Annotated in this window: 17 protein-coding genes and 1 pseudogene; 10 read left to right on the forward strand and 8 right to left on the reverse strand. The window is 37.0% G+C overall.

Annotated features, from left to right (window positions below):
- Positions 1–103: 103 nt before the first annotated feature.
- The 3 genes from ACFILU_RS02725 to ACFILU_RS02735 all read left to right on the forward strand — a co-directional run bounded on the left by ACFILU_RS02725 (position 104) and on the right by ACFILU_RS02735 (position 4,848).
- Entirely contained in the window at positions 104–1,141 is a 1,038-nt protein-coding gene (locus ACFILU_RS02725) for a tyrosine-type recombinase/integrase (protein WP_375674652.1), read from the forward strand.
- A gap of 949 nt (positions 1,142–2,090) precedes the next feature.
- A complete protein-coding gene (locus ACFILU_RS02730; RefSeq protein WP_375631315.1) occupies positions 2,091–3,305 on the forward strand; it encodes an NADP-dependent isocitrate dehydrogenase in 1,215 nt (404 codons plus the stop codon).
- 118 nt (positions 3,306–3,423) lie between these two features.
- Positions 3,424–4,848, forward strand: a complete 1,425-nt coding sequence (locus ACFILU_RS02735) for an MFS transporter (RefSeq protein WP_375631314.1) — start codon at positions 3,424–3,426, stop codon at positions 4,846–4,848.
- Between the two features lie 42 nt (positions 4,849–4,890).
- On the opposite strand, the gene ACFILU_RS02740 is transcribed toward ACFILU_RS02735, so the two are convergent.
- From ACFILU_RS02740 to ssb, 7 genes and pseudogenes are all read right to left on the reverse strand, one after another.
- A complete protein-coding gene (locus ACFILU_RS02740; RefSeq protein WP_375674653.1) occupies positions 4,891–6,090 on the reverse strand; it encodes an MFS transporter in 1,200 nt (399 codons plus the stop codon).
- A 1,294-nt stretch (positions 6,091–7,384) separates the two neighbouring features.
- Entirely contained in the window at positions 7,385–8,503 is a 1,119-nt protein-coding gene (tgt, locus tag ACFILU_RS02745; RefSeq protein ID WP_273791486.1) for a tRNA guanosine(34) transglycosylase Tgt, read from the reverse strand.
- Positions 8,504–9,960: 1,457 nt separating this feature from the next.
- Positions 9,961–10,473: a peptidylprolyl isomerase gene (locus tag ACFILU_RS02750; protein ID WP_273791487.1), complete on the reverse strand. Its 513-nt coding sequence runs from the start codon at positions 10,471–10,473 to the stop codon at positions 9,961–9,963.
- A gap of 18 nt (positions 10,474–10,491) precedes the next feature.
- Entirely contained in the window at positions 10,492–11,085 is a 594-nt protein-coding gene (locus tag ACFILU_RS02755; RefSeq protein ID WP_375674655.1) for a peptidylprolyl isomerase, read from the reverse strand.
- Positions 11,075–11,594, reverse strand: a pseudogene (coaD, locus tag ACFILU_RS02760) (pantetheine-phosphate adenylyltransferase). The gene ACFILU_RS02755 and the pseudogene coaD overlap by 11 nt, the downstream one beginning before the upstream one ends.
- A gap of 24 nt (positions 11,595–11,618) precedes the next feature.
- Positions 11,619–14,402 (reverse strand): DNA gyrase subunit A, encoded by a 2,784-nt coding sequence (gene gyrA, locus ACFILU_RS02765; RefSeq protein ID WP_273791490.1) that lies wholly within the window; start codon positions 14,400–14,402, stop codon positions 11,619–11,621.
- A gap of 230 nt (positions 14,403–14,632) precedes the next feature.
- The gene (gene ssb, locus ACFILU_RS02770; protein WP_273791491.1) at positions 14,633–15,139 is read right to left on the reverse strand and encodes a single-stranded DNA-binding protein; all 507 of its coding nucleotides are present in this window, start codon (positions 15,137–15,139) and stop codon (positions 14,633–14,635) included.
- Positions 15,140–15,468: 329 nt separating this feature from the next.
- Here ssb and uvrA point away from each other — a divergent pair, with 329 nt between their 5' ends.
- From uvrA to ACFILU_RS02790, 4 genes are all read left to right on the forward strand, one after another.
- Positions 15,469–18,384 carry an excinuclease ABC subunit UvrA gene (gene uvrA, locus ACFILU_RS02775; protein ID WP_375674656.1) on the forward strand — a complete coding sequence of 972 codons (2,916 nt, stop codon included), beginning with the start codon at positions 15,469–15,471 and terminating at the stop codon, positions 18,382–18,384.
- A 1,072-nt stretch (positions 18,385–19,456) separates the two neighbouring features.
- Positions 19,457–19,795 carry a P-II family nitrogen regulator gene (locus ACFILU_RS02780; protein ID WP_015856528.1) on the forward strand — a complete coding sequence of 113 codons (339 nt, stop codon included), beginning with the start codon at positions 19,457–19,459 and terminating at the stop codon, positions 19,793–19,795.
- Positions 19,796–19,854: 59 nt separating this feature from the next.
- Positions 19,855–21,264 carry a type I glutamate--ammonia ligase gene (gene glnA, locus ACFILU_RS02785; protein ID WP_273791493.1) on the forward strand — a complete coding sequence of 470 codons (1,410 nt, stop codon included), beginning with the start codon at positions 19,855–19,857 and terminating at the stop codon, positions 21,262–21,264.
- A gap of 156 nt (positions 21,265–21,420) precedes the next feature.
- Positions 21,421–21,966, forward strand: coding sequence for a hypothetical protein (locus ACFILU_RS02790; RefSeq protein ID WP_375621407.1), 546 nt, complete (start codon positions 21,421–21,423; stop codon positions 21,964–21,966).
- A 34-nt stretch (positions 21,967–22,000) separates the two neighbouring features.
- Here the strand turns inward: ACFILU_RS02790 and ACFILU_RS02795 are convergent, their stop codons facing one another.
- Positions 22,001–22,783, reverse strand: coding sequence for an ATP12 family chaperone protein (locus tag ACFILU_RS02795; protein WP_273791495.1), 783 nt, complete (start codon positions 22,781–22,783; stop codon positions 22,001–22,003).
- Between the two features lie 341 nt (positions 22,784–23,124).
- Here ACFILU_RS02795 and ACFILU_RS02800 point away from each other — a divergent pair, with 341 nt between their 5' ends.
- From ACFILU_RS02800 to ACFILU_RS02810, 3 genes are all read left to right on the forward strand, one after another.
- Positions 23,125–23,451 (forward strand): hypothetical protein, encoded by a 327-nt coding sequence (locus tag ACFILU_RS02800; protein ID WP_375674658.1) that lies wholly within the window; start codon positions 23,125–23,127, stop codon positions 23,449–23,451.
- Positions 23,452–23,531: 80 nt separating this feature from the next.
- Positions 23,532–24,392 (forward strand): DMT family transporter, encoded by an 861-nt coding sequence (locus ACFILU_RS02805; protein WP_375674697.1) that lies wholly within the window; start codon positions 23,532–23,534, stop codon positions 24,390–24,392.
- A complete protein-coding gene (locus ACFILU_RS02810; protein ID WP_375674660.1) occupies positions 24,389–25,654 on the forward strand; it encodes an acetyl-CoA carboxylase biotin carboxylase subunit family protein in 1,266 nt (421 codons plus the stop codon). The genes ACFILU_RS02805 and ACFILU_RS02810 overlap by 4 nt, the downstream gene beginning before the upstream one ends.
- Positions 25,655–26,463: the final 809 nt, after the last annotated feature.

Raw genomic sequence — 26,463 nt, forward strand, 5'->3', positions numbered from 1 at the left:
ATCCGATATCCCAATACCAAATTCAGTTAGCCACCCAGACAAACTTTTAGATTTGTCAAAGAATGAATATTACGAAACCGCACTCTCTAAGATCTAAAATACCATGCCAAAACCACGTCCTCCTCATCTCGTTAAACAAATTACTCAACATGGCAAAATTGTATGGTATGTACGTATTGGTCATGGACCACGTATTAGAATCCGCGGAACCTATGGAACGCAAGAGTTTGTTGATAACTACAAAAGCGCACTTGCCGAATTACAAGGGCTTATACTTCCTAAATCAAAAACTGGTAAACTTGTTGAAGGATCATTTGCATGGCTGCTTAAACAATACTTTAACAGCTCTAATTGGCATAGTTACACTAAAGCTACAAAAAAACAAAAAGAACTCATCCTTATGAAGGTATGTGATACTATAGGAAACATTCCATACCAAGCAATTGAAAAGAAACATATCATAGCCGGTGTTGAACGGCGTAAAGAAACACCAGCAATGGCTAGAAATTTTCTGAAAGCCCTTAATGGACTTTTTAATTGGGCGATTGATCAAGGTCTTTTGGAAAATAATCCAGCTTTAGGAATAAAAAGACCCCCCCTCAAAAACAAAGAGGGATTTCCTGTTTGGACAGAAGAAGATGTCGAAAAATATTATCAAAGATGGCATCATGGTACCCATGAACGTGTCTGGATTGATGTTCTTTTATATACGGGCTTGCGTCGTGGTGATGCGGTACGCATTGGCTGGAAAGATGTCAAAGACAATATTATTCATCTCAAAACAGAGAAAAGTAAATTCCAAACAGATGTTTTTCTTCCCATTTTACCGGAATTAGCTAAAACGCTTGAAACTGGTCCTATTGGAGAAGAAACATTTATCTGTAGTAAAGTGAATCAAAAATTCACCAAAGAAAGCTTTGGGAATGGATTTAGAGACGCTTGTAATGCGGCTGGAATTAAAAAATCGGCGCATGGATTAAGAAAATTAGCCGCAACACGTGCAGCTAATTCTGGAGCAACAGTATCACAATTGAAAGCAATTTTTGGCTGGACAGAAGATCAGATGGCATCCCTTTATACAAAGAGTGCAGATCGTAAAAGACTAGCTCTTGAAGCTATAAAAAAGCTCCAAAAAAGTTAGGGGCAGAGACAAAAAAACGTAATAGAATCAAAATTCATTAATTCCCTTATATTCTATATAATTCTTTGATTTTATTTACTCTATACCCGCCCCTTGGGCGTACCATCCTCCTTTTTTCTATGTGTAATATATTCATTNCCTCCTTTTTTCTATGTGTAATATATTCATTTTATTTGTGTTTTTAAAAATGAGGGATGCATAAATAAAAACGAGAGAACAAGATTTTAAAAGGAATTTCTTCGTAAATTAAAAGGAATCTCTTTGTAAAAAGGATACAAGAATCATTAGGTGATTAATTTCTTTGTTGCATTTCGAGGATAGTGCTTTACTGCGCACAGTTATAACAATAAGAATCTATAAAATATAAGAATTAGAGTATTCTAGCTCGCGATACGGTAATTTTATAAGTCATATTCTTGCGTATGCTGTTAATTTTTAAATTAAACCAGCCGCATCATTTATACGTTTTTTCCAACCTTCAAAACTGAAGTTTATCCCAAACGCATTTTATATGAAGCATTTCTAATTACAGTGCCTTTGTTATCACATTAAACTTTTTATAAATAAACAAACCGTAATCTTAGAGTTGAAATAGCAATATAAAAAATAGATGCTTATTCACCTCACACAACAAATCAAGAAACTATAATTCAGAATACGATCAAATTATTAAATGGAATCTCTGATAATAAAAACGCATAATCCCCGTCCCTCGGTGATCTAACTACCTTATCTATTAAACAGATTCTTCATCAATCATAGAATACTTATAGATTTATAAACACATCACTTCTTTTCAAGGATTAAACCCTCCAACAAAATTTTACACTCTATTGATAATATATTCTAAAAGCTCATATTTGAATGCTTTTTTCCCTTGTTTTTACTTTTCATTATAAAGTTGAAAGTGTTATATAAGTAGTATCGCTTAAAAGAAAAAGGATTTCTAATGGTAAAGATCAAAGTAGAAAACCCCGTTGTTGAACTTGATGGGGATGAGATGACCCGCATCATCTGGAAATATATCAAAGATAAATTAATCCATCCCTACCTCGACATTGATCTAAAATATTATGATCTTTCCGTCGAAAATCGTGATGCAACCAATGATCAAGTAACAATCGATTCTGCCAATGCTATAAAAGAATATGGGGTTGGTATAAAATGCGCAACCATCACACCTGATGAGGCACGCGTTAAAGAATTTAACCTAAAAAAAATGTGGAAATCACCTAATGGTACAATCCGCAATATTTTAGGAGGAGTCATTTTTCGCGAACCCATTATCTGTAAAAATGTCCCTCGCCTTATTCCTAACTGGACAAAGCCAATTATTATAGGACGTCACGCTTTTGGCGATCAATACAAGGCAACAGATTTTAAATTTCCAGGAAAAGGGAAATTAAGTATTAAATTTGTAGGTGATGACAATCAAGTTATTGAACATGATGTTTTTGATGCTCCAAGCGCAGGGGTTGCCATGGCTATGTATAACCTTGATGAGTCAATTCGTGATTTTGCCCGCGCATCCTTTAATTATGGACTACAACGGAATGTTCCAGTTTATCTTTCAACAAAAAATACCATTCTAAAAGCTTACGATGGTCGTTTTAAAGATATCTTTCAAGAAATATTCGATATGGAATTTAAAACTGAATTTGAAAACCGTAAATTATATTACGAACACCGTCTTATTGATGATATGGTTGCTTCTGCATTAAAGTGGTCAGGTGGATACGTATGGGCATGTAAAAACTATGATGGTGATGTCCAATCTGATATTGTTGCCCAAGGCTTTGGTTCTCTTGGTCTCATGACTTCTGTTCTCATGACACCTGATGGTAAAATTGTTGAAGCAGAGGCTGCACACGGCACCGTAACACGCCATTACCGTCAGCATCAAAGAGGCGAAGAAACATCAACAAATTCTATTGCATCTATTTTCGCATGGACACGTGGACTGGCGCACCGTGCTAAACTAGATAACAATGAGAAATTAAAAAACTTTTCCACGACATTGGAAGAAGTTTGTATTAAAACCGTCGAAGAAGGTTTTATGACTAAAGATCTCGCACTTTTGATTGGGCCTAAACAAAAATGGCTTTCTACAACAGGTTTCCTCGATAAAATTGATGAGAATCTCAAAAAAGCAATGGGCAATTAAGTTATTAATTAAATTAAAATTCAAAGCTCTAAACAGAGCTTTGAATTTCTCTTGGCAAATTCAAAGAAGTACCTTATAAGTAAAAAGAGGATAAATTTTTATTAAATAGCAAAAAACAGTGAAACAACAGAGCTGGTCTGAGCTTTTATTGGGTAAAAATGGTCTTTGCTTTTTAACGTTTACAGGTGGTGTTATATTACACGCTACCAATGTTTATATTGTTATTACTATTTTACCTTCCCTTATAAATCATATTGGCAATGAATATTATTCTTGGGTGGCGACTGTCTTTATTACAGCTTCACTCCTTGGTACTTCACTTGCAACAAAAATATTAGGGAAATTAGGTCCTCGCAACGCTTATGTTATCTCTGGTCTTATCTTTACCCTAGGCACTTTCCTGTGCAGCATTTCTTCATCTATGCCATTATTTTTAATAGGACGCTTTATTCAAGGATTGGGAAGTGGTTCTTTGTTATCTCTATCCTATTCCATGGTACGTATTGTTTTCAGCCCATCTTTATGGTCACACGCATTAAGTGTTATCTCTGGAATGTGGGGAATATCAACCTTGTTAGGACCAGCAATCGGAGGAATTTCTGTATATTATGGCCTATGGAGAGCATCCTTTTGGATCATTGGCGCATTAGCTATATTCTTCTCACTCATAGCCTTTAAAATTTTACCCAAAAAGAATGAAAACTATGTTCCAACATCCCCCCTCCCTCTTCTCCAGCTTCTCACACTCACCTTATTGATTTTTATCATCTCTGTTGGAGGAGCTATGGACACAACAATGGCAAAAATTTGCGGATTAGTTATCGGACTTAGTCTTCTCTTTGTTTTAGCAAAAATCGAATCATATAGCTTTCATCCTATGTTGCCGCGCAAATCCTTTTCTTTCTCTTCTGAAATTTTTCCTGTTTACGCATTAATACTCGTTATGACAACAGTCGTGTACAGTATAGAACTTTATTTACCACTTTTTCTTCAAGAACTTCATGGACAAGCTCCACTTATAGCCGGTTATATAGCAACACTTATGAGCCTAGGGTGGACGTGTGGAGCCCTCTCAAGTGCTGCTGTCTCCACAAAAAAAATTCGCAACATCATTATATACTCGCCCCTATTAAAACTGTTAGGCATAGCGATTCTTTTATGGCTCATACCAACAGAAGTTTCCACGCTTGAATATATTTTTATTATTTGCTTAGCACTATTTTCTATTGGAATCAGTGCAGGCATAGCATGGCCACATTTGCTCACACGAATTTTACAATGTACAAATGATGAAGATGCTCTCCGTGCCAGTGAATCCCTTACCTCCGTACAACTATTTTCAGCTGCATTGAGTGCAACTCTAGCCGGAGTTATCACCAATCTTGCCGGACTCTTTAATCCTGGAGGAACAATAGGAATGATCTTAGCAGCAAAAACTCTTCTTGTAGTGCTCATTGGTTTTTTATTTTGTTTTGCTATTCCATTAGCGCTGCGCATCTCTTACTGCATGTTAAAAAATCCAACAGGACATTCCAATAATTAAATAAACATAAAAATACCTTTTTCATTTTAAAAATGAAAAACATTAAGCATGCTTCTCCATATACCATGAGACGCAAAAAACCATTAATCCACACAAAGTTAGAACACTTCCTAAAACAGCTGTATATTCATAACTATAGCCCAATTTTAAAACTAATGCTCCAGATTCTGCACCAAGAGCGTTGGCAATATTAAAAGCAGACTGCATTAATGCTCCTGCCAAAATCTGTCCCTGTAGTGCAACATCCATAATTTTTGTTTGTATAGAAGGCATAGCAGCAAAAGAAGTTCCAACAAAAAAGCATCCTATTGCCGCTGTTAACGGAGCATAGGATAAAAAGAAAAAAATAAAAAAAACAAATACGCTCCAAAGCATAGAAAAAAATATCATCGGCGAAATACCAATTTTAACAGCTAATTTAGGCCCCAAGAGATTTCCTATCACCATTCCCAATCCAACTAACGGCATAATAAATGGTACCAACTCAAGTGAAACACCAGAAATATGCATTAATGTTGGCTTGATATAAGTGAAAACAGAAAATAATCCTGACGCTCCCACCGACACCATCAACAAAAGAAGCCACACCTGCTTTTGCTTTAATGCACCCATTTCTTGCAAAGGATTCGTTTTTGGAAAACTTGAATCACAAGGAAAAAAATTCCAAATAAGCAAACAACATAATAAAGCGATCATCCCCACAAGGACAAAAGCAATCTGCCAACCAATAAGTTGACCAATCCAAGTAGCACTGGGTGCTCCCAAAACGGTTGCAATTGTTAAGCCAAGCATAACATATCCAACAGCTTTAGAACGCTCTTTCATTTCTACCATTGAAGAGGCAACCATAGCCGCAAGTCCAAAATAGATTCCATGGGGAAGTCCACTGAGAAAGCGTAATACTACTAATATGCTAAAATCAGAAACAAAGGCACTAGCAATATTTGCTAAGGCATAAAAAAGCATCAAGCCTATCAAAACAGTTTTGCGTGATACCTGAGCTGTTGCCACAGCTAAAAGAGGTGCTCCAATCACAACTCCTAATGCATAAGCAGAAATATATTGACCAGCGGTAGGAATATCAACATAGGAACTTCGTGCCATCTCTGGCAGTAGCCCCATTGCAACAAACTCTGCAGTACCAATAGCAAAACTGCCCACGGCAAGAGCTAAAATTATTAAACGTCGTATTCTCGAATCAATTCCCAATGCAAGAACCTTTTGTTGATAAGAATCCCTCATATCATCACTTCTGGATAGGAGTTTTAACTGTAAATATCTGTAATACACACAAACAAAAATTCAAAACATTGTTATACGCATGCCCAATAGTCCCCAATAAAGTTTTAGAAATATTTTTATATATAAAGCATTTTATGAAGTTTTAAGTAAGATTCTTTAATGGAAAATCTTTGAAAACCTCAAGATCATAGACGTATTCACCTATTTCTATCAGATCTACCAGATAATAAACTTTGTCTCCTCTTTTCAGCCGTTGAAATTTTACAGTGAAAACTTTATTTTACAACGATATACTATACCCTATAAATAATTCTAAAATTTGCTGAATAATGCATTTCAAACAAGTGAACAATATCTCATCATTATCTTGATACAAAGATAAAACTTCTCCCCCAATTATTGTTGCTTTATTTTTGCTACCTAAATGCAGATCCCCCAAATCGATAAGCTATAATTTCAACTTTAGGCCATTCTTATAAATTATTATAGAGTCTTTTAAAAATTCTCATGATAATAGTGCTTGGTTTCTAGATTTATTAAATATCCTCTTTTAGGCATCTTTCCCCCTCCCTCACAGAGGAATCGCATCAGATATCTAACTCACTATCTATAAATTAAAATATTCACGTAAATATATTATGATTATTTTCAGATAAATTCTATAAACAAAGCAGAAAACAAATATAATAAGTTTTGTTTCAATATATATATTGATATTTTATAATATATGATAATTATTGTGATTAATATTTAATTTTTATTACATTAAAACTATAGATTTTTAGTTTTACAATATTAATAATATTATATAAATCTCTGTAAATAATATTTATATTAATATATAAAAATAATAACAATATAAAATTATAACATTTTAAATATGTAATATTATTTTAGTTTTATTTTAATTTTCTAAAAATTTATCTGTTCGATTGTATATAATCCATTCTTTACCTTTAATAATAAAAAACACAAAATATCTCATAAAAATACAATTTTCATACTTCTTTAAGAGTTCGCTAACGCCTCATTAACATTGTTGCTGTAAACAGTCATCAGAAACAGAAAAACTGTTTTTCTCCGGATCAGGTAGCGCGTACCGGAGTAACAGTTTCTGTTTTTATATAGTAATTAGAAACAGAATATGTGCCCTTATAAAACCGCACTGTTATATTTTAAGATAGTGAAATTTTATAATTTTGGAAGATGTTTCTGATTTCATATTTTTAACTAAATTTGTAAGTGCGAGAATAAATTCAATAAAAAAATGCGGCGCTATATTACGATTAATATTTTAGCGTCCTTGTGCCCATAGAGCACGCGTTTCAGCGCAAAAATCAGCATAACAGCCTTCCTCAATGGCATCACGAATTCCCTGCATAAGTTGTTGATAATAAAAAAGATTATTCCAAGTCAACAACATCCCCCCAAGAGATTCACCAGATTTGATCAAATGATGCAAATAAGCACAACTATAATCATGTGCTGCTGGACAAAGTGACTGTGGATCAAGAGGATGTGGATCTTCTGCATAACGCGCATTACGCAAATTAATTCTACCAAAGCGGGTAAAAGCTAAACCATGACGTCCTGCACGCGTTGGCATAACACAATCAAACATATCAACACCACGTGCAACACTTTGTAAAATATCATCAGGTGTCCCTACTCCCATAAGGTAGCGTGGTTTATCCTCTGGTAAAATCGGACAAGTAGTATCCAATACTGCTGTCATAACACTCTGCGGCTCACCAACAGCAAGCCCTCCAATAGCGTAACCTTTTAAATCCATTTCTTTTAATGCTTGAGCAGAACGTTCACGCAGTTTCATATTATCACCACCTTGAACAATCCCAAACAATGCTTTATCTGGCTGATCTCCAAAAGCTGTTTTACAACGCAGCGCCCACCGCAATGAAAGTTCCATAGCTTCTTCCATTTCTTTTTCAGTTGCTGGTAATGCAATACATTGATCCAACTGCATCTGGATATCCGCACCAAGAAGTCCTTGAATTTCGATAGAACGCTCTGGACTCATTTCATAGTAAGCTCCATTAATGTAAGAGCGAAAAATCACACCTTGTTCAGTAATTTTACGGATTCCCGCCAATGACATAACCTGAAAGCCACCAGAATCGGTTAAAATAGGTCCGCTCCAGCGTGAAAATTCATGTAATCCTCCCAAACGCGCAACACGTTCAGCTCCTGGACGTAACATTAAATGATAAGTATTCCCCAAAATGATATCTGCACCAAGATCACGAATTTGATCCATATACATAGCCTTAACAGTTCCTGCCGTCCCAACAGGCATAAATGCGGGTGTACGAACACATCCTCGCCCCGTTATAATTTCTCCTCGACGTGCATACCCATCTTGAGCAATTTTTCTATAATGAAATGTCTTTATCATAACTCTCGTCTTTTTGATTCCATCAATGCATATCTCTATAGAAAGAAAAAAGATATCCCCTTACGCGCATTGTCATAAGCTTTATGAATTAATTTTTGATTCGCTCAATATTGTAACCAGCATCAAAAATTAAACGAGATAAAAGAACATTTCTTGTTAAGAAATCACCATAATAAAAGTGATAATCTAACTCTAGAAAAATAGTAAAATCCTTATAATATCATACCTCAAAATACCTACGCTTATCCTTAACAGAACTGCAAAATTATTATCACAATAATTTCATCTTCACATACTTCCATAAGCAGTAACTTTGTACCCATAAAAGAAAATTTTGAACGCATTGTACAGCTCACAATATTCTTTAACTTTTACAGATAAAAATTTTTCATCTACTGGGCACAGCGATCCTCACGCTTAATAAAAGTGCAAATGAACATAATCATTTATCCACTCACAATATTGAGATAGCTCTTGGCATTGGAGATAATTCACAAAAGAAATTAACGTGTAAATAAAAATACTTTAAAAAACTAAAAATGCTTTTTGTAAAGATTCTCAAATACCAAAAGCTCTATCGTAACATTAGAGGCTGAAAAAGCGTATGATGGTACCCGTTTGCTCCTTCACAAGCTTTAAAGATGGTGGTGCATAATATTTTATACTATTTATAGCTTTAAAACTATACATGCCATGAATGTCATCGTGGAAGTGAATGTTGATATGTACTGAGAAATGCTTCTTAAAAAAACACGTAAATATGCAACACAAGTGTATTCCGTTTGGAGCGTTCCTCTATAAAAAAACGAGAAAAATAAAAGCGTAAGTCCATACATAATCTTCATTATTTAAAAGATATTGCGTTAGATACTTAAAAAAGTAAAGTTGAATTAAAAAGGAGATGGCAAGACTAGCCATTTATTTCACTTCTGCGCCTTTATTATATTCTTCTAAGATTAAACTGTCTTCTTATTTTAAAGATTACGCCAATATATATATATATATAAATGCTGGTTTTCCACCTTGCTAAGAAAACTGGATGAGCGAGTAAAGCTCTTATCCGTCTTAATATGTGTTTCAAACATGCTTCTGCATTAGGATTGGATGTTGATTTACAAGCAGAAACAAAAGCACACGCTCTCTCAGGAAAGTAACATCATAAAACTATTAAGACCAGCAATGGATGGAAGAGAACTGCCAAATTTTTTATAAAACACTTTGCCAAACAACAACCATAATACAACAGACTTTGCGTTTTCTTATTCTGACAAGTGTTTGTACAAATCCTTTGCGTTATATTCTTAAGGAAGATCCGATTGAAGGAAATATATGGACAATGCTTAGCTCGAAATTATAAAAGGTAAGCGTGATACTACAAAAGAGTTTTGTGTGCCTTTATTGATCAGAAAAGAGTATTTTTTCTTAGAAACTTACAATTAAAATCAGTATAGTTTATACTATTTTGCATCCGCAGCAATAATGGCTTTGGTAATTGAATCTGGATCTGAAACAGGTTCACCACGTTTAATTTTATCAACATTTTCCATACCTTCAACAACCTGCCCCCATATGGAATATTGACGATCAAGCCACGGAGCATCTGCAAAACAAATAAAAAACTGAGAGTTAGCAGAATTTGGATTCTGACTCCGTGCCATAGAAACTGTACCACGCTTATGAGAAAGATTTGAAAACTCTGCTGTTAAATTTGGTTTTTCTGCCCCCCCCATACCCGCACGTGATAAATTGAATTTTTCACTATCCTTCTTTCCAAATTGCACATCCCCTGTTTGCGCCATAAAACCATCAATAACGCGATGGAAAATAACATTATCATAAGCACCTTCACGTACCAATTCTTTAATACGTGCAACATGGCAAGGTGCTAAATCAGCAAAAAGCTCAATAACAACTCTGCCCTTTGTTGTTTCAAGAATTAAAGTATTTTCTGGATTTTTATTCTCTGCCATATGGAAAGCTCCCTTGATTCATTTCTCAACTTGTAAAGTAGCAGCATTAATAACATCAGGATTTTTTACAGATCCATTATTACTTGTCGTACCTTTTTTTATTTTATCAACAACATCCATCCCCTTTATAACCTCTCCAACAACCGTATACTGACCGTTTAAAAAAGCAGCATCATCAAAACAAATGAAAAATTGAGAATTCGCGGAATCCGGATTTTGTGACCGTGCCATCCCAACTGTACCACGCTTAAACGGCTGCTTTGAAAACTCTGCCGGTATATTGGGATAATTTGAGCCACCCATACCAACGCGTTTCAAATCAAAATCTCTACTGCCTTTTTTTCCAAATTCTACATCACCAGTTTGTGCCATGAAATTAGGAATAACGCGATGAAACACAACATTATTATAGGCCCCCTCCTCTGTTAATCTTTTGATTTGCGCAACATGTTTTGGCGCCAAATCAGGACGCAGACGAATAATGACATCACCATCTTTGAGAGATAAAACAAGAAGGCTTGCATCGCTTGCTGGTCTAGGATTACCAGCGACAGCGGACAATGAAAAAAAACAAAACACACATATCAAAACAGCAAAAGTTCTACGAGACACAATTATTCTCCCCTAAAAGATTGGAATTTCGAGCTCAAAGCTTGTGCAACATTGGGCGGTACAAATGGTGTTACATCACCTCCCATAGAGGCAATTTGGCGTACCAATGTAGAAGTTATCGCACGCCCAGAAACACTTGCCGGCAAAAAAACAGTTTGCAATTCAGGAGCCATAACGCCATTCATCCCGGCCATTTGCATTTCATAATCAAGATCAGTACCATCACGCAATCCACGAATGAGAAATGAAGCACCAACTTCACGCGCCTTCTCAATGAGAAGGTTGCTAAATGAAAGAACCTGCAATCGATTAGAATCTGCACCAAACAAGTCTTTCCCGACCTGCGTAATGAAATCAACACGCTCTTCGAAGCTAAAAAGTGTTTTTTTGTCAGCCTGTATCCCTATAGCGACGACCACCTTATCAGCTAACACAAAACACCCTTTCAAAACATCAAGATGACCATTTGTAAGAGGATCAAAAGAACCCGCGTAAAGAGCAATTTTCATGACTTTACTCCTTCCTCTTAAAAATTATTTTTCTTCGCTCATATCAACTGTATCAGAATGCTTCTCACCTTCATCATCTAATGAACTCGTATCATCTTCAGGTTCAGAAATACGTTCAACCGATACGACTCTTTCACCTTTGGCTGTATTAAAAATTGTGACTCCCTTAGTTGAGCGCCCAGCAGTACGAATTCCCTCAACAGGGACACGAATAAGCTGCCCCCCATCTGATACCAACATAATTTGATCTTGCGCCTTCACCGGAAAAGCCGCTACTAATTTACCAATTTCAGCTGTTTTAGATGGATCTGTTGCGCGAATCCCCTTTCCGCCACGTCCCGAAATCCGGAACTCATAGGAAGAAGAACGTTTACCATAACCAAATTCACTCACTGTCAAAAGCATTTGTTCACGTGCATGAAGTTCTGCATAACGTTCATCTGTTAACTCTGTTTCAGCACCCCCATCTTCTTCATCAAGAGTTATAACATCTTCAACATCAGCATCTGCACCAGAAGCACGCCGTTCATTCATTACACGTTTAATATAAGCAGAACGCTCAATGGACGTCGCCTCGACATGCTCTAAAATTGTCATCGAAATGACTTTATCGCCTTTAGCTAAATTGATACCACGAACTCCCACAGAATTACGCCCAGCAAAGACCCGAACATCAACAACTGGAAAACGGATACATTGTCCATTGGCTGTTGTTAGAACAACATCATCATGTTCTGTACAGGTTTCAACAGAAAGAATTTCATCTTCTTCATCAAGTTTCATCGCAATTTTACCATTACGATTAACCTGAACAAAATCTGATAATTTATTACGACGCACAGTTCCACGTGTTGTCGCAAACATAATATCTAATGCACTCCAGCTCGCTTCATCTTCAGGCAAAGGCATAATCGTTGTAATACGCTCACCTTGTTGTAAGGGAAGCATATTGATCAAAGCCCGCCCACGCGATTGGGGTGTCCCCAGCGGCAGTCGCCAAACTTTTTCCTTATAAACAATCCCACGTGATGAAAAGAAAAGAACCGGAGTATGCGTATTGGCAACAAACAACCGCGTTACAAAATCCTCATCCTTCGTAGACATACCAGAACGCCCCTTACCACCACGTCGCTGTGCACGATAGGTATTAAGAGGCACACGCTTAATATAACCACTATGGCTTACCGTTACCACCATATCCTCTGGCGCGATCAGATCTTCACTCTCCATCTCAGCGCTACCAAAACCAAATACGGTACGTCGCGGCGTTGCAAACTCCTCACGAAGAGCACTCAACTCATCCTTAACAATACACATAATCCGCACGCGTGATGCCAAGATCTCAAGATAGTCAGCGATATCCACGCCAATTTTATTCAATTCATCAGCAATTTCATCACGCCCAAGGGCTGTCAATCGTTGCAAACGCAATTCTAAAATAGCACGCGCCTGTTCTTCAGAGAGATTATAAGTACCATCCTCATGAATAATATGACGAGGATCATCAATAAGTTTAATCAAAGGCGCAACATCCATCGCTGGCCAGCGTCGCTCCATTAACTGTGCACGTGCTGTCTGCGGATCAGGAGCTTTGCGAATAAGCGCTATAATTTCATCAATATTGGCAACAGCAAGGGCAAGACCAACCAAAACATGTGCTCGCTCACGCGCTTTACGCAAAAGATATTTTGTTCGCCGACTGACAACTTCTTCCCGAAAAGAAACAAATGCACGAAGCATATCAAGCAACGTCATCTGTTCGGGTTTTCCCCCATTCAAAGCAACCATATTACAACCAAAGGAAGTTTGCAGCGGCGTATACCGATATAATTGGTTTAAAACAACTTCCGCAACAACATCTTTCTTCAGCTCAATAACGACCCGATATCCATCACGATCAGATTCGTCACGCAAATCAGAGATTCCTTCAATGCGTTTATCGCGCACCAATTCGGCCATTTTCTCAATCATCGTTGCCTTATTAACTTGATAAGGGATCTCACTCACAATAATTGCTTGTCGACCACTGCGAATCTCTTCGATCTCAACTTTAGCACGCATAATGATTGAGCCACGCCCTGTTTCATAAGCTGCACGAACACCAGAATGTCCGAGGATAATGCCCCCTGTAGGAAAATCCGGACCAGGAATAATTTCAATTATTTTATCGAGTGTGATATCGGGATTATCAATCAAAGCGATACAACCATCAACGACTTCACCAAGATTATGGGGAGGAATATTGGTTGCCATTCCCACAGCAATCCCCCCTGACCCATTAACCAAAAGATTGGGAAAACGCGCTGGCAAGACAACCGGTTCACGCTCACGCCCATCGTAATTATCCTGAAAATCAACAGTATCTTTATCAATATCAGCTAAAAGTTCTTCTGAAACTTTTTCTAAACGACACTCAGTATAGCGCATGGCCGCAGGTGGATCACCATCAACGGAACCAAAATTTCCCTGACCATCAATTAATGGATTTCTTAAAGAAAAGTCCTGCGCCATACGCACTAATGCATCGTAAATTGAAGCATCACCATGGGGATGAAATTTCCCCATAACCTCACCAACAACACCAGCAGATTTACGATACGACTTATTAAAAGAAAGCCCCATCTCATTCATAGCATGAAGGATACGTCGATGAACAGGCTTAAGACCATCACGGACATCAGGGAGTGCACGTGAAACAATCACGCTCATCGCATAATCGAGATAGGAGCGTTGCATTTCATCAATAATACTGATTGGTTCAATACCGGTTAGCACATCACGTTCTGGGTGTGGAGTAAGATCGGTCACAATTTCAAAACTTTCAAAAAAGAATCATTTCACTTTATTTATAGCGAAAAATACACCAAAATGCTAATTTCTCTCCCATGACAAAAAAGAAATTTAACAATATTTTTCAAGATGTTATTAATTTATATTTTAAATTACCAATAATAATTAACAATTTTCACTTCGCTAAACTTCAAAAATCTGAAACAAGCAAACCATAAAATGATCATAATACTGCAATTTAAAGACTCTTAAAAAGGGACATCATCATCTAATTTGTGTGAAAAACTTTCTCCCAATTGATTATTATTTTGACCAAAAGTATTTCTCTGATTTGAGTGACTATCGGCAAAGCCACCACTATAACTCCCTCCTTGACTTGCTCCTTGCTCCCCGCTCGCAGCTCCCCGCCCATCAAGCATTTGTAATTCGCCACGGTACTTTTGCAAAACAATCTCTGTTGTATAACGGTCATTTCCATTTTGATCTTGCCATTTTCGTGTCTGTAACTGCCCCTCAATATAAATTTTGCTGCCTTTTTTTAAATATTGCTCTGCAACTTTGACAAGGTTTTCATTAAAAATAACAATACTATGCCACTCAGTGCGTTCTTTTCGCTCATTTGTATTCCGATCGCGCCAACTTTCTGAAGTAGCAATACGCAGATTTGCCACTTGATCACCAGAATTCAAACGGCGGATTTCAGGATCGGCACCAAGATTACCAATCAAAATAACTTTATTAAGGCTACCAGCCATCGTATAAACTCCAAAATTTTAATTCGTAAAGTACTCTGTTCTATAACAGTTATAACCATCTTGACCTTCAATTTACATGTCGCAATTGACCATCAATATGGGTATGCTATCCTTTCTCAATACTGTATTGAGTGTAATTATACCAAAAGATGATAAAAACACATAGTTTATTCCACCACGAGAGAATAAAAAGCTGCTCATTTGTATTTTTTTCACAAAACTTATACCTTCCTTTTGCATTAAAGCAGTTAAACACATTGTAATTCTAAAAAAACAGTTTTATTCCATTTTAGGTGCTCAATTTTTGCCACATATACCAAGGATAAAGTATGACTCATCAAAAATATATCTCCATTCGCGGTGCACGTGAGCATAACCTTAAAAATATTGATCTTGATCTGCCTCGTGACAAACTCATTGTTATAACAGGACTTTCTGGATCAGGGAAATCATCTTTAGCGTTTGATACAATTTACGCTGAAGGACAACGTCGCTATGTCGAAAGCCTTTCAGCCTATGCACGCCAATTTTTGGAAGTCATGCAAAAACCCGATGTCGACCGCATAGACGGTCTCTCTCCAGCTATCTCCATTGAACAAAAAACAACCAGTCGCAACCCTCGTTCAACGGTAGGTACCGTTACTGAAATCCACGATTACATGCGTCTTCTCTTTGCACGTATTGGTATTCCTCATTCTCCTGCAACAGGACTTCCTATTGAAAGCCAGACAGTAAGTCAAATAGTGGATCAAATTATGTCCTTACCAGAAGGAACCCGAATTTTTATTATGGCACCCTTAGTGCGAGGACGAAAGGGAGAATATAAAAAAGAGCTAACAGAACTTTTAAAAAGAGGATTTCAACGCGCTAAAGTTGATGGAAAATTCTATGAAATCGCTGATATTCCACCTCTTGATAAAAAATATAAACACGACATCGATGTCGTGGTAGACCGCATTGTTGTACAGAAGGATATCACCTCTCGCTTGGCTGATAGTATAGAAACCTGTTTACAGCTAGCAAATGGGCTTGCCATAGCTGAAATGGCAGACCAACCCTTAGCACAAAAAGAAACGACAAAGGAATCTGCTCATAAATCAAAAAATGATACACACAAACAGCTCATTTTTTCAGAAAAGTTTTCCTGCCCAGTATCGGGTTTCTCTATTCCTGAAATTGAACCACGCCTTTTTTCGTTCAATAATCCTTTTGGGGCCTGTCCTCTCTGCGATGGATTGGGTATCAAAAAGGCAATGGATCCACTAAAAATTGTGCCAAATAAAAACCTTACCCTAAAGAATGGAGCCATTGCTCCTTGGGCTAAATCAGATTCACTTTATTATAGTCAAACCTTAGAAGCATTAGGAAAAGCTTACGGTTTCAAACTCACAGATCAATGGTGTGAACTCTCTAGTGAAGCACAACAGGCTATTCTCTACGGTACAAAAAGAGATGAAATTTCTTTTATCTATAAAAATAATTCTGGTTCGCATAAAATGACCCAACCCTTTGAAGGAATCATCCCTAATATGGAGAGACGCTGGAAAGAAACCGATTCTGCTTGGTCTCGAGAAGAAATCGAACGTTATATGTCTTCTTCGCCCTGCCCAGCTTGTCACGGTTATCGTTTAAAACCAGAGGCACTTGCTGTAAAAATAAACGGAATGCATATTGGGCAAATATCAGATCTTTCTATTCTAAAGGCAGATGATTGGTTTGCCAATGTTCATCAATATCTCACAGAAAAACAACGTAATATCGCGGTACGTATTTTAAAAGAAATTCGTGAACGCTTGGCTTTTTTAAATCATGTAGGATTGGAATATCTTACCTTGTCTCGAAATTCAGGAACGCTTTCAGGGGGAGAAAGCCAACGCATTCGGTTGGCATCCCAAATTGGTTCTGGTCTTACAGGTGTTCTTTATATTTTAGATGAACCATCTATCGGTTTACACCAACGCGATAATGAACGCCTTTTGGAAATGCTGCGTCATTTGCGCAATCTTGGCAATACAGTTATTGTTGTTGAACATGATGAAGATGCTATTCTCACAGCAGACTATGTTGTTGATATGGGGCCTGCCGCGGGCGTTCATGGTGGAGAAATCATAGCGCAAGGGACACCGCAGGAAATTATAGAAAATTCAGCCTCTCTCACAGGCCAATACCTTTCAGGAAAAATGGCTGTTAAAATGCCGACAAAGCGACGCAAAATATCAAAAACGAAAACACTTAAAGTCATTGGCGCCAAAGGCAATAACCTCAAAAATATCAATGCGAATATTCCTCTTGGAACCTTCACATGCATAACTGGTGTTTCTGGAGGAGGAAAATCAACATTTCTTATTGAAACGCTTTTCAAAGCAGCATCACATCATATCATGGGCTCTCATCACAGCCCTGCCAGCTATGACAAAATTGAAGGATTAGAATTTCTTGATAAAGTCATTGATATCAACCAGTCCCCTATTGGACGCACCCCACGCTCTAATCCCGCAACCTATACAGGTGCTTTTACACCGATTCGTGAGTGGTTTGCTGATCTTCCAGAATCAAAAGCCCGCGGTTACAAAGCTGGGCGTTTTTCATTTAATGTTAAAGGAGGACGGTGCGAAGCATGCCAAGGCGACGGAATCATCAAAATTGAAATGCACTTTTTACCTGATGTCTATGTTACTTGCGATGTCTGTAAAGGAAAACGCTATAACCGAGAAACACTAGAAATAAAATTCAAAGGACAGTCTATAGCCGATATTTTGGATATGACAATTGAAAAGGCAGAAGAATTTTTCCAAGCTATTCCCGCTATTCATAATAAAATGGAAACTCTCATTAAAGTAGGATTGGGTTACATAAAAGTAGGACAGCAAGCAACCACACTTTCTGGTGGGGAAGCACAACGTGTAAAACTTGCGAAAGAACTTTCTCGTAAAACAACGGGACGTACACTCTATATTTTGGATGAACCGACAACAGGTTTACATTTTCATGATATTTCCAAACTTCTTGAAGTGCTTCACGAACTAGTCGAGCAAGGCAACACAGTTATAGTCATTGAACATAACCTTGATGTTATAAAGACAGCCGACTGGATTATTGATTTAGGACCAGAAGGTGGAGATCGCGGTGGTGAAATTGTTGCAATTGGACGCCCTGAAGACATCATTAAGGTTCCCGCTTCCTATACGGGAAAATTTCTAAAAGATGTTTTACTACGCCCATCTCTCTATAATTCCAATTCTTAAAAACGCTTTTTATTGTAAAATACAGCATATTAACAAAGCCTGTACTTTTATTATTACCTGTAAACCAACTCCTAATTCCAGTGATGCAACAAGTTTGAAGCAAAGACTAAAAACAATTTAGCGCTTTATAAGCTGTTTCAGTTGTCGTATTGCCAAATAAGAATGCGCGCATAATTGCATATTTATTCTCTGTTTTGTTTATACCTGAAACGACCAGACAGCCTAAACTGGGAAAAGTACGAAGTTTTAAGGGTATAAATAAGTTCCTATCTTTACATCACTTCTTAATTTATCTTTATGATTTCATAAGGAATCCGCGGCAATATCTTATAATGAAGATTGCCATTGCTTCACGCTTTTATTCATCGCGTTCCTTAATGGGATCATATTCCTCACGAAGGGACAAAACGCCCCAAACGGAATATATTTGCATTGCCAATTCACACATCTGTTTTAAAGAAACATTTCTCAATGCTCCCAAGCCCATTTCACAACAGCAGCTATGAATGCTATAATGATAAACTCATTTATTGTACACCACCATTTTTACGTTTATGAAGAAGCATAATCAGCAACATCACACTCTTTTCCAATATTTATCTCCCCTACTCCCTAATATTGTAAAGCCTTTAGTTATCGAAAGCTTTCATAAAAAACATTTTATTTCTTTTTTCAAATGTTGTTACCCACACACTCGTACTATTTATAATATATAAAGGTATTGTTTTGATTGATTGACGACAAAAAGATCTAAAATGAGAAAATCCTACGCTATTAGAGTTTCTCATTTAATGTGGAAAATGTCTAATTATCCTTATAAGTAAATGTGTTATCTAAAAAAAAGAAACAAAACTCTTTTATTGTATAATTTGAATTCTTGTAAAAGAATTGTAAGTTTTTTTCCCAAAAAACAGTATTTGGCTGTATTCTACAAAAGAAACTCTCCTAAAAGAGCTTAGAGTGTCATTATTTGCGACTTTTTGTGCACAAAGTATCTGTTGGACATCTTACAGTTGTCAATATAATGTGATGCAGTCTAAAAAGACAAAATAACGTTGGAGATAATTTCAGCATGAAAAAAATTGAAGCCATTATAAAACCTTTCAAACTTGATGAAGTGAAAGAAGCGCTTCAAAAAATTGGGTTACATGGTATTACAGTAACAGAAGCGAAAGGTTTTGGTCGTCAAAGGGAACATACAGAACTTTATCGTGGTACGAAATATGTTGTTGACTTTCTACCTAAAGTAAAGATTGAAATTGTTGTGTCCGATGAAAAACTGGAACAAACTGTTGATGCAATACGTAAAGCAGCTCAAACCAAACATATAGGAGATGGAAAAATATTTGTCTTTTCCATTGATGATGCAATTCGTATAGGCACGGACGAAACCGGTATCGATGCCCTTTAATAAATAACGAGAAAATTCACTTTTTTATCCACCTCAACGCCACATTAAGGAAATTGAATATGACAACCGCATCAGATATTATCAAACAGATTACAGACAACGAAATCCGTTTTGTTGATTTACGTTTTACTGATCCACGAGGAAAATTGCATCACATTACAATGGATATCGCAGAGATTAGCGAAGATACTTTTAGTGATGGTGTCATGTTTGATGGTTCTTCAATTGCTGGTTGGAAAACAATTAATGAATCTGACATGGTTTTAATGCCAGATCCAGAAACAGCACACATTGATCCTTTTTTTGCTCAATCTACTTTGGTCATATTTTGTGATGTACTTGATCCTGTCTCTGGTGAATTTTATCGTAGAGATCCTCGTTCTATCGCCAAAAGAGCTGAGGTTTATATGAAATCTTTAGGCATTGGAGATACAATCAATGTAGGTCCAGAAGCAGAGTTTTTTATCTTTGATGATGTGCGCTATAAAACGGACCCTTACAACACAGGGTTTAAACTCGATTCAAGTGAACTTCCCTCCAATGATGATACGGAATATGAAACAGGAAATCTAGGGCATCGCCCACGAATAAAGGGAGGCTACCTTCCTGTTCCGCCAATTGATTCCTGCCAAGATATGCGTTCTGAAATGCTCACAGCACTCAAGGATATGGGCGTACAGGTCGAAAAACACCATCACGAAGTAGCAGCAGGCCAACATGAATTGGGTATTCGTTTTGATACACTTGTTCGCGAGGCTGACAAGATGCAAATTTTTAAATATGTTGTACATCAAATAGCAAATAGTTATGGGAAAACAGCAACCTTCATGCCAAAACCAGTTTTTGGTGATAACGGCTCTGGAATGCATGTCCACATTTCCATTTGGAAAGATGGCAAACCCATTTTTGCAGGAAATGAATATGCCGGACTATCAGAAACCTGTCTGTTTTTTATCGGTGGTGTTATTAAGCACGCAAAAGCAATCAATGCTTTTACAAACCCATCCACAAACTCCTATAAACGTTTGGTTCCTGGTTATGAAGCTCCTGTTCTTCTTGCCTATTCAGCACGTAATCGTTCTGCATCTTGCCGTATTCCAATGAGCTCCTCACCAAATTCAAAACGTGTAGAAGTTCGTTTTCCAGACCCAACAGCAAATCCCTATTTGGCATTTGCAGCCCTTTTAATGGCTGGTCTTGATGGCATCAAAAACAAAATTCATCCCGGACATGCTATGGATAAAGATCTTTATGATCTTCCCTTAAAAGAACTCAAAGAAATCCCTACCGTTTCAGGAAGTCTACGTGAAGCGCTTGAAGCACTTGACAAAGATCGTGGCTTTCTTAAAGCTGGCGACGTTTTTGATGATGATCAGATTAATTCCTTCATTCAAGTAAAGATGCAAGAAGTCTTGCGCTACGAAACAACACCTCATCCTGTTGAATTTGATATGTACTATTCTGTTTAAACAATCAATACGCATTCTTTTGATTTTGAAAATGGAGGCAAAAGCCTCCATTTTTGTGGATATTCTTCTCATGCAAAAGCGCAAGAGGCTTTTTGCTCATCCGCTTTTCCTTTATAATGTGTTGAATCTCTTCAAATGAATTAACAAAGGTTTCTAATGCCGCGAATTTGTTTTCTCGTTCCCGTTCTTTTATGCATTGTCTTTATCACATCAACAACTAAAGCACATACAATAACCAACCAAAAACTTACAACTCTTGAGAAAGCAACATCTGCTTATAGTAAAGCACTTAAAAATGCCGATGCAAATGCCATCTTAAATGCTATTCCTCCCCAAGTCATCAACCGCTTAACCGCCAAAAAAAATCTTAATCAATCACAATTTCTACAAATCATGAAAAGCCAAATAGAACGGTTGGCAGAAAGTTACAAGATTGAAACGATCAACATTGATCAAAAACAAAAACGTGAAGGTACCCTTGATAATGGTACCCCTTATTTTGTTATACCCGTGGAGCTTGTAACCACAACAAATGCTGGAAAAAAATGCTCTATTCAAACTGAAATTATTGCCCTACTTCACGATAACCAATGGTATTTTATCCGTGGTAATGACGAAGCGCTCTTAACCATAACCAATGAACTATTTCCTGGACTTGATAAAGTAAAAACCAATCCTCAAAAAGTCACAAAAATACTCTGAGCGAAAAGAATGCACGTAAATAAAAGATTTTCCCCTATAAACAAGTTGTAACAATTGTAGCAGCAGCCTTAAATTCAACTTTTTTATGAGCACGACGTACCATTGTTTCTTTATCTATTCCCCATTGTTCCATCATCCAATCTTCATCTAAATGGGCAATAGACCAAGCATGATCAGCATCAATGTTTCCCGCAGCAACAGCAAGAGCAATGAGAGCAGATCCCGTTAAGGTTGTCATCATATGAAGTGCAGCAAGCATATAAGCAGACTCAACGCTACGTAAATAATGACTCACAGCTTGAAGTGCTTCTGGTGATTGTTCCACATGCATCAGCCCTTCTGTCAAATAAAACCTTGCACCCAGTTTTTTTTCTGCCCAATCTAATAAAGGATCCCATTGCTCAGATTGTTTTTGCACCAACTCTTTAGGTGTCTGTGCACGATAAAAGATCATATCACATGCAACGAAACGCAATAAATCTTCAAAAACCACCTGCATATCATCAGCGATACCATCAATAACAGTATTAACCAAACGCGTCATCGGCATTTTTGCAGGATCAACAACGTGCTTTTGGTTCTCAAATTCCTGAGCAACATATTCAGCAAACACTTCTGTTGGCACATGAAAATGACGCCTTGCGGGCGTTTTTACGGGACGTTCATCCAACAAAATCGTAAAGCCGACCTCCTCACAAGCGATCTTCACTTGCTTATAAAACCGTTTTGGGTGTGATTGGCATGAAAGATTTTGAATCTTTTGAACAGAACTCTTCTTATTCAATGGTATATCAAAACGATCCAAAATCTCACGCATATTGTTTACCTCCGATCTTTTCAAAAAAACGACTGTTTTTTTAAGTTCTGTAGCTTCAATAAGGTTTAATCTGACCTTCTTAACGATTCCAAAGAAGAAAAAAGACCTTACCACCCCCCACTCTAATTTAAGAGTTATATTTCATGTTTCTTTTACAAACAAGACAATGATGATTGCCTTTTATATATTCAATACAATCATAATAGTAAAACAATTTTTTAAAGTATTATCTTAATTAAGCAATTAAATATATTGAGTTTTATAGCAAAGATGTTCACGCCTTACTACAAAGTCATCCAAAATTTTGGAAAGAAATAACTGAGTTTGTCTTATTAGAACGCATGTTCCGTTATCCAAAAGATTCTGATCAGCATATGACATTCGATGCTGGTACAGGGATCTTGCTTTTTGAAATGTTGACGCGGAATAAAGCATTGATTGAAACAAATCAAGGTTATCTTCAATTTGATTTAGAGCGTCTTGAAGAAGTAATAGTAGTGATGATAGCAGATATAGAAGCACTTGAAACATTAGATGATGACGCTTATTTGGCAGGAGCTAAAGATTATATCCAAAATAATCTTGGTAAGCCACAAACTTCACAGTCACGATTTAATTTTTCAACATCATCTTATGCACAGCGAGTGATTAGAGGATTAAATCATTGAGTTTTATAAAAGGACGATTACTATTATTTACTTTTGCCATTCTAGCATTGTTTTCCATAAGTTGGTTATTATCTAAGAATTTGGTTAGCAATATACCCGTCATGCATGCGGTTGGACTTAGGTTGTTTGCCACTGCTGCCACCTTATGGCTGATTGCAGTATTTCGTGAGAAAGCTGTTTTCAGATCCCTACCATTGCTTTCCATGATACCTTCTTTTTTAATTCTATCAGTATTAGGATTCTCGCTGTATTTTGTATGCAGCTTTGGTGCATTAAAATCACTCAAAGCCAGTGATTTAACCATGGTGCTCGCTACTATACCAGGGATTACCTATATATTGGGGACACTGACGAATAGTCTTATGTTTTCATGGTTCAAGCTTATCGGTATGATCATTGTCAGTGTAGCGGCTATAACATTCAATATAAACAGTGGAGAAGATGGATACAGCCTCATAGGAATAGCTCTTGCTTTAACAGCAGCACTTTCTTACTCTGCTTATGGCTTATTGTCTAAACGTTATCTTAAAAATTTACCTTTGCTCACCTCACTGGCTTGGATCACGACAATTTCTGCAGCATCATTTATGCCATTATTTATTTTTGATCCTGCCCCACTCTTCTATCTTAAGTTAGAAGATATATTTAAAATATTGATTTTAGGAACTGTTTGCTCGGCACCAGTTTACGTATTATATCAAAAAGTTTTAGCCGAAGGAGGCGTATTATACGCCAATACGATCGGCGTATTATCTCCTTTTGCAGTGGTTGCATGTGAATGGATAATCGGCTCGAACTCTTCTCTTAATATTATCAAAATAGTTGCCATGATGATGGCTGTTATAGGGATGACACTCTTATTTATAGATGCCTCAAAGGTATCTACATGGCAACAGAAACGCCATTCTCAAAATTCCAAATTTAATGAGGAACCAAAATGAAAAAACTCGCGTTAGTTTGCCAGCGCAATGCAAAATTACCATTTATATTTGAAGCAGCACAAGCAGCTAATATCGAATTAGTCATGATCTATGATACCGCTGAAAGCGTTCCCACTCAACACCCCGCAGCAGTCACTTCAACTTGGCAACTTCCTGTTTTTGATAACCCAGAGCTAGCTCTAGACACTTTTGCAACAGGAGTAAAAAAACGCAATATTTCTGGGATTATGACCCTTCGCGAAGAAGCCATTCTGTGGACAGCTTTGGCTGCAAAAAAAATCAATACTCCAAGTATTGAACCAGAAGTAGCAGCATTAACCAGAAATAAATATCTCATGCGTCAAACTTTTGCTAAAGCAGGCTTAAGAACACCAGGATTTTTTTATATAGATAATCTAGAAGACCTATCACAAACACAAGCCTTGGACTATCCACTCGTTATTAAACCCGTCTCTGGATGGGCAAGTGCAGGCGTCATGTTAGCTAAAAATTCCACCGAACTTCCTGATCTCATTAAAGCCGTATGGAATGTTCAGCATAAAGACATGGCACGTTTTAATGATAAAAGTAAATCTGTAGGCTTAGTCGTAGAACAGTATTTGCCAGGAAAAGAGTTTGTCGTAGAATGCTTTGTTGATACAGCAGGTGTACACGTTCTGTCCGTTGGAGACAAAGGACAGCCTGAGGGACCATGGTTTGAAGAAACAATTTATCGTCAACGCTGTGATATAGATGATCCTTTAATTATTGCTTTATGTAAAACTGCATGCTCTGGAGTTAAAGCTCTTGGCATAAATATGGGAGCTGCCCATGTGGAGCTACGTCTAGATGCCAATAATTTACCTTATATCATTGAGATCGGCGCTCGTATAGGTGGTTCGGGTGTCTCCCATTTTATTGTTGAGCAAGGTACAAGGATTTCATTTGCAAAACTCTGTATGAATGCCGCTTTAGCTGAACCAAACCCAAACCTTCCCGATATACTCCCAGCTGAAAAAGTGGCAGCAAATTACATTATTCCTCTTCGTGGTCATGGACGGTTTTCTGGATTTTTAGGTCTAGATAAGGTTGCACAACATCCTCAAACCGCCAGAACTATCATTTTCTTTGAAACCAATCATATCTCACCACCTCCACCAGCATTTGGTGGATATCCTGGTTTTATTTTCTCTGTTCATGACTCAAACGAAGAAGCACGCAATTACCATAAATGGCTCGATGATACCTTAAGCATCATATGGAAACACCATGTTTATCAATAGTCCGATAAAGATATTTCTACTGACCTTGAACTTTGAGATATAAATCTTATCGATACAAACGAAGTCACAATGCGAATGCGATTGCCTAAAATTTTGCAAATATTTTCCCATTGATGCATATTTCAAAAACCAAGAATTGAGGGAAATATAATCTATTTTTACACCCCATTTTAATAAAAGCTCTTCAATGTTTCTGTATTTGAAACAATAATAAAAACTTATAGACGAGTTTTTCGATACGACCAATCTCTTCTCCCCATACCTCAAAGAAGAAAAGAAAAATTTACCTCCCCCGCTCTGATTTAAAAGTTATATTTCATATCTATTTCACAAATAAGATATGATCTTGTTCATATATTCAATACAGCCATTAGAACAATTTTTTTAAAGGATTTATCATTATAAGAACTGAAGATGTTGAATTTAATGGTAAAAGTGTTCAAACTTTACCACTTTTCTCATTATCCACCGACAATAATGCGATTAATACGAACAGCTTCAAAAACGCTTTTTACAAACTTTCAAAGCATAAAAATGCGTATCATCCACGAAACGATAGAGCTGTATATTTTACAAATCCCCTCCTTTCCTTAACAGCAAAAGCTCTTAATCAACAGTCAATACCTTCCGACCTTTCATGATTGATATCAACCGACCTCAAACGCCAGTACTTTACAGCATAATAGGATAATAAGGCTACTATTTTAAAAAGCTGATGACGAATACATCGAAAATGTTTATAGCCAAAATAACACAAATAGACTTACAGTCTCATTATCAATTTTTTTGAAGCATCCCTATCAACCAGA

The organism is Bartonella sp. CL100XZDX, from assembly GCF_042195375.1.
Taxonomy (GTDB): Bacteria; Pseudomonadota; Alphaproteobacteria; order Rhizobiales; family Rhizobiaceae; genus Bartonella.

Excerpts from the sequence above, each read along its gene's own strand:
- ssb (WP_273791491.1), bottom strand. The coding sequence starts at position 15,139 with ATGGCTGGTAGCCTTAATAAAGTTATTTTGATTGGTAATCTTGGTGCC.
- ACFILU_RS02790 (WP_375621407.1), top strand. The coding sequence starts at position 21,421 with ATGCCGCGAATTTGTTTTCTCGTTCCCGTTCTTTTATGCATTGTCTTT.
- ACFILU_RS02810 (WP_375674660.1), top strand. The coding sequence starts at position 24,389 with ATGAAAAAACTCGCGTTAGTTTGCCAGCGCAATGCAAAATTACCATTT.
- ACFILU_RS02750 (WP_273791487.1), bottom strand. The coding sequence starts at position 10,473 with ATGGCAGAGAATAAAAATCCAGAAAATACTTTAATTCTTGAAACAACA.
- uvrA (WP_375674656.1), top strand. The coding sequence starts at position 15,469 with ATGACTCATCAAAAATATATCTCCATTCGCGGTGCACGTGAGCATAAC.
- ACFILU_RS02730 (WP_375631315.1), top strand. The coding sequence starts at position 2,091 with ATGGTAAAGATCAAAGTAGAAAACCCCGTTGTTGAACTTGATGGGGAT.
- ACFILU_RS02740 (WP_375674653.1), bottom strand. The coding sequence starts at position 6,090 with ATGAGGGATTCTTATCAACAAAAGGTTCTTGCATTGGGAATTGATTCG.
- ACFILU_RS02725 (WP_375674652.1), top strand. The coding sequence starts at position 104 with ATGCCAAAACCACGTCCTCCTCATCTCGTTAAACAAATTACTCAACAT.
- glnA (WP_273791493.1), top strand. The coding sequence starts at position 19,855 with ATGACAACCGCATCAGATATTATCAAACAGATTACAGACAACGAAATC.
- ACFILU_RS02795 (WP_273791495.1), bottom strand. The coding sequence starts at position 22,783 with ATGCGTGAGATTTTGGATCGTTTTGATATACCATTGAATAAGAAGAGT.
- ACFILU_RS02800 (WP_375674658.1), top strand. The coding sequence starts at position 23,125 with ATGTTCCGTTATCCAAAAGATTCTGATCAGCATATGACATTCGATGCT.
- tgt (WP_273791486.1), bottom strand. The coding sequence starts at position 8,503 with ATGATAAAGACATTTCATTATAGAAAAATTGCTCAAGATGGGTATGCA.
- ACFILU_RS02780 (WP_015856528.1), top strand. The coding sequence starts at position 19,457 with ATGAAAAAAATTGAAGCCATTATAAAACCTTTCAAACTTGATGAAGTG.